The organism is Agathobaculum sp. LCP25S3_E8 (assembly GCF_052117165.1).
Taxonomy (GTDB): Bacteria; Bacillota; Clostridia; order Oscillospirales; family Butyricicoccaceae; genus Agathobaculum.
Map to the genome: position 1 here is coordinate 1 of NZ_JBQKJR010000088.1, position 7928 is coordinate 7928.

7 protein-coding genes are annotated in these 7928 nt (G+C 55.9%); 1 reads left to right on the forward strand and 6 read right to left on the reverse strand.

Annotation, left to right across the window (positions count from 1 at the left end):
• Positions 1-298: 298 nt before the first annotated feature.
• Entirely contained in the window at positions 299-499 is a 201-nt protein-coding gene (locus ACTQ34_RS16840; protein WP_441364783.1) for a hypothetical protein, read from the forward strand.
• Positions 500-1021: 522 nt separating this feature from the next.
• Here ACTQ34_RS16840 and ACTQ34_RS16845 read toward each other — a convergent pair.
• The 6 genes from ACTQ34_RS16845 to ACTQ34_RS16870 form a co-directional block, all read right to left on the reverse strand.
• Complete coding sequence (locus tag ACTQ34_RS16845; protein WP_441364784.1) at positions 1022-2395, reverse strand: TRAP transporter large permease; 1374 nt, start codon at positions 2393-2395, stop codon at positions 1022-1024.
• Complete coding sequence (locus tag ACTQ34_RS16850) at positions 2392-2937, reverse strand: TRAP transporter small permease subunit (RefSeq protein ID WP_441364785.1); 546 nt, start codon at positions 2935-2937, stop codon at positions 2392-2394. The genes ACTQ34_RS16845 and ACTQ34_RS16850 overlap by 4 nt, the downstream gene beginning before the upstream one ends.
• A gap of 64 nt (positions 2938-3001) precedes the next feature.
• Positions 3002-4147: a TRAP transporter substrate-binding protein gene (locus ACTQ34_RS16855; protein ID WP_441364786.1), complete on the reverse strand. Its 1146-nt coding sequence runs from the start codon at positions 4145-4147 to the stop codon at positions 3002-3004.
• Between the two features lie 86 nt (positions 4148-4233).
• A complete protein-coding gene (dctP, locus tag ACTQ34_RS16860; RefSeq protein WP_441364787.1) occupies positions 4234-5241 on the reverse strand; it encodes a TRAP transporter substrate-binding protein DctP in 1008 nt (335 codons plus the stop codon).
• Between the two features lie 124 nt (positions 5242-5365).
• Entirely contained in the window at positions 5366-6079 is a 714-nt protein-coding gene (locus ACTQ34_RS16865) for a response regulator transcription factor (protein ID WP_441364788.1), read from the reverse strand.
• On the reverse strand, positions 6076-7548 hold the full coding sequence (locus ACTQ34_RS16870; RefSeq protein ID WP_441364789.1) for a histidine kinase: 1473 nt from the start codon (positions 7546-7548) through the stop codon (positions 6076-6078). The genes ACTQ34_RS16865 and ACTQ34_RS16870 overlap by 4 nt, the downstream gene beginning before the upstream one ends.
• Positions 7549-7928 lie beyond the last annotated feature (380 nt).

Here is a 7928-nt window from a genome sequence, read left to right on the forward strand (position 1 = left end):
TTATCGAAGCAAACCGCGTGCGGCAAGTAGTGGGCTGCTTGCAACCAGTCAGCGGGATTTGCGCCAGCCGCCCGCTTGCGTGTCTATTGCTCTCGCTCACAGGTACGCGGTGCGGCTCTTGGTCGGGTGGTCTTGCCCTCGGCTCTGTTCCCTTGCTGTGATTATATTATAATATATATGGTCGTATTCATCAATGGTCATACTCAACAAATATATGGTCGTATTTTAGTGTGATATTTATATGGTCGTATCTGTAAATTTCTGATATAATTATGGCATGATGGAGGAGGTGCATCTTTTGGAAAAGCAGAAGTCCGTAAGCGATGCTCAAAAGCGAGCACATCAGAAATATATGGAACGCTTTGTGGAGATCAAAGTGCGCATGACTCCAGAGCGTCGGTCAGAGGTGCAAGCCCACGCACAGACGCAAGGAGAAAGCACAACAGCTTTCATTAACCGCGCCATAGATGAGCAAATCAAGCGGGATAACGGCGAATAGGCGCGATCTGAGGGCAAAAGAAAACCGCCCTACTGGACGGCTTGACAATCCCGCTTGGTGTTTATTTGGTGTTTATGAGCGCCAGAGCGGCCTTTCTTGAATGTTTGTGGATTGCACAGTTTATAGCCGTATATAAGCATAAAATCGTGCTGTTTGTTCTGAATTTTCGACGATTTTTGCAAGTGGTACTAACTACGAACCAAAAGGTCGGGGGTTCGAATCCCTTCTGGCGTACCACTTTTACTTGTGGAAAACAAGCGATTTCTTCGGAAATCGCTTGTTTTTTTGTTTTTAAGGTTTGATAATTTGACACTTACACAAGTATCAATTGTTGTTAGCAGCCTTCCGTGCACAGATTATCCGCTCTAACGTGGAAAAGAAAAACAGCAGACGCATTTGTCGATTCCAAAAACATGGAAAAGAGGTCTGATGCTTTGCCGGAGCATTTCTGTCGATAGCACAAAAACCCGGGCGGCAAGGTGCCGTTCCGGGTTTTTGCACAGAAGAGGGGGAAGAAAGGGGTTATTGAGCCACCAGATTGGGCAGCCAGTGGACAATGCCCGGGAACACGGTGACCAGTATAACCACAAAGATGATAATCAGAATAAAGGGAATGACGCCGCGGTAAATGTCACTGATTTTGACGCTGTCCGGTACAATGCCCTTGATGTAGAACAGTGCAAAACCGAACGGCGGGGTCATGAAGCAGGTCTGCAGCATGACCGCAGTAACAGAAACAATCCACAGTCGGTCAAAGCCGAACATATCCATAATCGGCAGGAAGATGGGGAATACGATCATAACGATGCCCAGCCAGTCGATGAACATGCCCATGAAAAAGACAATCGCCATCATGATGGCAAACGCGCCCCACTTGCCGATGCCTACGCTTGCAATCCAGTTGGCGATCAGCTGGTCGCCATCCAGCGACATGAAAATGCCGGTGAATGCGCTTGCACCAAACAGGATAATAAAGACCATTGCAGAGGTCTTAGCCGTGTCAATCAGTGAATCGTACAGCATCTTCCAGCTGAACTGCTTGTAGAAGATAGCCAGAATCAGCGAGAACAGCGCGCCGACGCCTGCGGCTTCAGTCGGGGTTGCCCAGCCGGTGAAAATCGATCCGAGTACGCCGACAATCAGGATGACCGGCGGGATCAGGTTGATAAGCGATCCATACACTCGTTCGCGAAGCGGCATGGCAGCCAGCTCCTCAGCTGTCATGGCCGGGCCGTAGTCCGGGTGCAGGTGGCAAATGATAAACACATAGATCATGTAGCACAGCGACAGCACCAGACCGGGCACAATCGCCGCAAAGAAGATTTTGCCCACCGACACGTTGGCGTACGAACCCATCGACACCAGCATGATCGACGGCGGGATCAAGATGCCCAGCGAGCCGCCCGCACACACCATGCCGCAGGCCAGGGAAGGCTTATAGCCGCATTTGAGCAGTACCGGAATGGACAGCATGCCCATCGTAACGACAGACGCGCCGACGATGCCGGTCGTGGCGGCGAACACGGTCGAAACCACGATAACGGCAAGACCCAGGCCGCCCTTGAGCGGGCCGAGCAGATAGCGGATGGACAGGAACAGCCCATCTGCGACCTTGGAGTGGGTCAGGAAGTTTGCCATCAGCACAAACATCGGGATAGCGACCATGGAGTAGCTCTGCATTTGGTCGTAAACCTTGGTCATGGCGATGGTGATGCCCGGGCCGCCCCAGGCCAGATATCCAATAATGACGCCTGCACCGCCCAGCACGAAAGCCAGTTCCTGCCCGGTGACAAGTCCGATGATCATCAGGATGAACAGTGCGCCCAGCATGATCGCTGCCAGCTGCGAGGCGCTAACACCTGTGCGAGTGACCAGATCGGTCAATAACTGCATCATGCCGCGTCGCCTCCTTTCTTGGCGTCGCTGCGTGTTTGTAGTGCCTCAGCGATGCCGGTCACCTGCTTGAGTATCTCGGAGACACCCTGCAAGGCCAGCAGCGCCAAGCCGACGAACAGAGCCAGCTTAACCGGCCATGCCGGCGGCGCCCAGACGGAATAGCCGCGCTCGCCTGACAGAAAGGAGCGCAGGAAAAAGCCCCAGCTTTCGGGTACGAGCACAAATACGAACGGCACCATGAAGAACACATAGGTGATCAGGTGCAGGATGTGCTGCGCCAGCGGCTTGAGCCGCGCATACAGCACGTCGACCGCGACAAAGGCTTTTTTCTGGAAGCCATAGGCGCAGACCATGATGATATAGCAGCCGAAGGTCATGCAGATGACATCCATCGTCCATATCTGCGGGCTGTGGAACAGACGCCGCAGGATGACCTCGATTACGATGACCGCGAGAATGACCAGAACCGCGAACGAAGCGATCCGTCCGATCCAGTCATTGACGAGGTCGATCACGCCGCTGATGCGTTTGATCACTTTCATATTTTACACCTCATCTTGCTGTGCTCCGTGCACGTCCTGTATGGGACGTGCACGGGCGGGGAGATCATTCTTCGTATTCATCGTAGTTAAAGCCCCAGCCATAGTCGCCGAGCATTGCGCGGTAGGTGTCCGCCTGCTCGCGGTATGCGTTCATCGAGCTGTAAACCATGTTGAAGTTCTCGTTGGCAGCCGCTTCTTCTTCGTAGACCTCACGGCAGGTGTCGCGGATGGTCTGCCAGTCCTCGCTGTTCATCTCGGTGACGATGCAGTCGTCCTCCTCGAGCATCTTCTCGGTGGATTCAAAGTCCATCCACAGATAGCGGGACAGCTGCTCGGCCGTGCAGATCTGCGCAGCCATCTGGATTGCGTTCTGATATTCTTCCGGAAGCTCATTCCATGCGTCCATGTTGATCATGACGCCGTTAACGCCGCCCGACTGATACCAGGCAGGCGAGCACCAGTAAGGCGCGACCTCCTGCAGCTTGAGCGAGTCATCCGAGCACGGGGTGGAGAATTCGCCGCCGTCGATGACGCCGCGCTGCAGCGACTCATACAGTTCGGAGGCTGAAACCGTAGTGATATTGATGCCCAATTTTTCAGCCGCACGGCCGGCCATAACGCCGCCGAGGCGGATCTTCATGCTCTTCATGTCCTCGAGCGAGGTGATCGGCTTGGTCGAGCGGATGCCGGATTCGGCGTGGTTTATCATGATGGGGAAGTACATCATGTTATACTGGCTGTACATGTTTTGATAGCAGTCCAGACCGCCCGCTTGCGTGATCCAAATGTAGTAGTCCAGACCGGTGAAGTTGTCCATCGTGGTCGAGAGCAGTTCGAATGCGGTGTCCTTGCCGCTCCAGTAGCCGCCCCAGTCGCCGCCGCATTGAATTGTGCCGTTCTGCACATAGTCAAACAGCTGGTTGGCTGCGCACAGCGCGCCCTCGGGATAGTTGGTGATGGTAAAGCGCCCATCGGTCAGGTCGCTGACCAGCTCGGAGAAGCGCTCGTCGCAGGTGAAGTGGATATTGCCGTCGCCCCAGGTCGAGCCCATCTTCCAGGTGACAACCGGCAGATCACTGCTGCCTCCGGCGACCGCATTGGCGTTGGCCGCGTCCATCATACCGCTGTCCGCTGTGCCACAGCCGGCCAGACTGAGCATCGCGCCCAGCGAGCCGCAAAGCAAACCGGCCATCAGTCTTTTGACTTTCATGAAAAAGCCTCCTCGTATCTTTTTTCTATCGCAAAGCGCCGCCCCTGGGGCGCTTTCGACCGGGAAAAAGAAGAGGAGGCGTCAGATTAGTCTGCGGAGTCGGCTAGCTCACCGATTGCTTCCACCACCTGTTGCTGCTCGGGCGTCAGGCGGTCATAAAGCGGCTGCGCTGCTTCGCGGAAGCGGGCAGTCTGCTCTTCGTCGAGCAGTGCCATATAGCAGCCGCTGCGCGAGGCATGCAGCATGGCGCGCACCTCGGCGTTGAGCCAATGGTCGCGTTGCCATGCGGCGGCTTCAACCGCGCAGTCACGCAGCATGGCGCGCTCCTCTTCAGTAAAATTCTGCCATGTACTGGAAGATGCTATCAGCACATCGGCGTTATAGGTGTGTCTGTCATAGGTCCAGTAGGGCGCGAGCTTGTAGTACCCGCTGTCGACATAGGTTGGCAGGTTATCCTCGGCCCCGTCAATTTGTCCGGCGCGCAGCGCCAGTGCAAACTGTTCGCGCGCCAGCGGCACGGCAACCGCGCCCCACTGCTCGACCAGCAGATCCATCTCGCTGGAGGCACCTGTGCCCAGCCGCAGACCCTGCAAATCGTCCAGAGAAGACAGCGGTCGGTCGGTGGTGAAAAAGCAGCGGTAGCCCGCGTAGAAATAGGTCATACCGACCAGTCCTGCTGGAGAGAGCGAGTCCAGTGCCTGCTGCCCGACTGTGCTGTCGAGCACACGGAACAGGTGCTCATCCGAGGTGTACAGATAGGGCAACTGCAAGGCGGTCAGCAGCGGCGCGTACTGCGCCGCTGCGCTGACGGTTGTGCGGACAAAGTCCACGCCACCATAGACGCATTGTGTGAGCGCCTCGTCATCGCTGCCCAGTCCATTGTCGAACACCGGCTCAATGATGATGTTGCCGTCCGAAGCCTGATCGACCAGATCGCAGAAACGCTGGCAGGCCTGATTGGTCACATAGGTTGCGCTCTGGCTGCTTGCCAGCCGGTAGCGCCGTACCGGGGACTGGGCGGTTGCGGCGCAGCTGCTCAGCAGCAGCGCTGCGGCCAGTGCCGCCAGCACGACGGAATATCTGTGTTTTCTCATCGTTTCCAACCTCAATTATACCGGCGGGGTGTGCACCAGCCTATCGGAAAAATTTGCGCTCCGATAGGCAATATTATGACCGCCGCCAAATGGGATGTCTAAATTTAGTGCAATATGCACAAAATCAGTGATTGCGGTATTCTGTCGGGGTGACGCCGACATGTCGTTTGAACACTTTGGAAAAATAACCCGCGTCTGCGTAGCCTACGCGCGGGGCGATGTCTCGCACCGGGATCTCGGTCTCCTCGAGTAGGTGTACGGCTTGCCGGATACGGTAGGCCGTGAGGTATTCGACAAAGGTCTGGTTGTAAGCAGTGCGGAAAAACCGCGAAAAATAAAATGAGCTCATGCCCATGGCCTCGGCTGCTTGTTCCAGTGAAACATCCTGCATGTAGTGGTGCGTAAGCCAGACGGAAAACTGGGTGCAGAATGGGTTTTCGGCCTCGTCCGGCTGCTCGACATCTTGCTCGGGTAGATGAAGCGTGCGCCGTAGGCAGGCGTTGACCTGCGCGCGATCGAATGGTTTGAGCAGATAGTCGGTACCGCCTGCTCGCATGGCGCCGACCGCGTAATCGAAACGGTCGAACGCGGTCAAAAAGATGATAGGAAGCTCCGGCTGGGTTTTGTGCAGAATGGAGGCTGCATCCAGCCCGTTCATTACGGGCATTTCGATATCCATGAAAATCAGTGCGGGCTGGATTTGCCGAGCACGCTCGACGGCCTCGCGTCCGTTGCTCGCGCCCTCGATCAGTGCATCCTCTCCCAGACGGCGGCGCAGATGGCCGGTTAAGTTCTGCAGGCTGAGCGGCTCATCCTCAGCGATTAGGATTTTAATCATGCGCGGCTTTCCTCCTTTGGCATAGGCAGCGTAAGACGGGCGGTGGTGCCCAGACCGTGCAGGCTGTACAGATGGAACGAGCCGCCGGTCAGCTGCACGCGGCTGGCGATGTTGTGCAGGCCGATGGAGCGCCGTCCGGTTGCGGCGGGCGGGCCGCTGCTGGTGCGTGTAAAACCGCCGCCGTTATCGGTTATCTGAATGCGGCAGCACGCGCCGTCGGCGCTGGTGACGATGCGAATGCGTCCGCCAGCACTGCGGCTGCGCATCCCGTGCACGATGGCATTTTCTACTAGTGGCTGTAAAATGAACTTGGGTACACGCAGCGCGTCGCAGTGGTTATCACAGTCCATCTCAAATGAGATGCGCTCGCCGAAGCGCAGCTCCTGCAGCGAGATATAGTCGCGCAGCAGCGCCAGTTCGCGCGCGAGCGGCACCATGCTTTCGTCGGTTTCCAGCGTGTAGCGGAAAAAGTTGGCCAGACGCACGACCATGTCGCCCGTCACAGTCGCGCGCTCGATCTGCGCCATGCTGGCCACGCTTTGCAGCGTGTTGAACAGGAAGTGTGGGTTGATTTGACTTTGCAGCTGAGCGAAGCGGCTCTGCTCGACCAGTTGACGCAGGTTGGCTGCCTCGGATTCCTGCTGACGCAGTGATTTTTCCAGTGCGGCTTCGCTTTCCAGTGCGTGGATGGTCTGTGCAATTTGATGTTTCATGTGGTTAAATGAGGCGGCAAGCACGCCGATCTCGTCCGAAGAGGGATGCACAAAGTCATCAATGCCATATTCGCCGTGGGCTACGCGGCGAGCCGCCTGACTTATCTGCCGCACGGGCAGGATCAGGCTGCGGATGAGGAACAACACGAGCAGCGCGAATACGACACAGCCCAGTGCTGCCACGACCGACAGCATGATGTTCTGGTCAGCAAATTGCTGGCCCAGATCCAGATAGCGGTTTCGTCCCTCGAGCAGTACCGCGTCCATCAGCGCGTCGGCATAGCTGTACAGATAAGCACTTTGCTGTTGTAGTCGGGAGAAAGCCGTGGCATCAAAAATGCCTGTGGAAAAGTCGTCAAGGAATTGCTGCTGACGTTCACGCAGACTGTTCATCGCGCGGTCGATTACCTGCTTGAGCAGGTCGATTTGTGCGTTGTCCGTGGTTTGTGTGGGGGCCAGCGCCTGCCATGCGTTCAAAGTTGCCTCGCAGGCAGTGGTGTATTCACCGACTGCTTTGGCGTTCGCTGCGGCAAAGGGCAGCGCATCGAGCAGATCGCTTTCGGTGCGCAGCGCGTTGGCATAATCAATGCAGCCTGCATATTCAGATAGAATTCGGTCGGTTTCCAGCCGGTAGGCGCTGAATTCAAAGATAAGAATGCTGACCGCGATCAGGATTGGTACGACGAAGGTGCAGCACAATGCGACGGCCTTGTAATGAATGGACATATCTGCCCAGTGCCGTCTCAACAGAGTCATGAGACTTCCCCCTTTTTTGCTGCTTGCCGCGGCTGTCGGTTCGCAGCCGCGGATGCGCGATTACTGGTATTATACTCCTGAGAGAAAAACAGAACAAGAGCGAAAGCGGCGGCGAGAGGCAAGTCGCGCTGTCTGTTCATGTATGTTGCTCTACGCAATGCAGTGATTGCCGAGTTGGACTCAAAATGGTATACTGATATATTAACGTAGTCTTACAGCCATGTTCCGGCAAAAAGAAAGCGTTGCAGAATAATGCATTCTGCAACGCCCAGTCTGTCGAGAAACCCGGCCTATGCGTCAGGCATAAGCCGGGTTTCTGGCGTATAAAGGCCAAAAAAGTACAAACATGAATGGAGAAGACTTCTCCTTCCACAACCAAC

Excerpts from the sequence above, each read along its gene's own strand:
- ACTQ34_RS16845 (WP_441364784.1), bottom strand. The coding sequence starts at position 2,395 with ATGATGCAGTTATTGACCGATCTGGTCACTCGCACAGGTGTTAGCGCC.
- ACTQ34_RS16850 (WP_441364785.1), bottom strand. The coding sequence starts at position 2,937 with ATGAAAGTGATCAAACGCATCAGCGGCGTGATCGACCTCGTCAATGAC.
- ACTQ34_RS16855 (WP_441364786.1), bottom strand. The coding sequence starts at position 4,147 with ATGAAAGTCAAAAGACTGATGGCCGGTTTGCTTTGCGGCTCGCTGGGC.
- dctP (WP_441364787.1), bottom strand. The coding sequence starts at position 5,241 with ATGAGAAAACACAGATATTCCGTCGTGCTGGCGGCACTGGCCGCAGCG.
- ACTQ34_RS16865 (WP_441364788.1), bottom strand. The coding sequence starts at position 6,079 with ATGATTAAAATCCTAATCGCTGAGGATGAGCCGCTCAGCCTGCAGAAC.
- ACTQ34_RS16870 (WP_441364789.1), bottom strand. The coding sequence starts at position 7,548 with ATGACTCTGTTGAGACGGCACTGGGCAGATATGTCCATTCATTACAAG.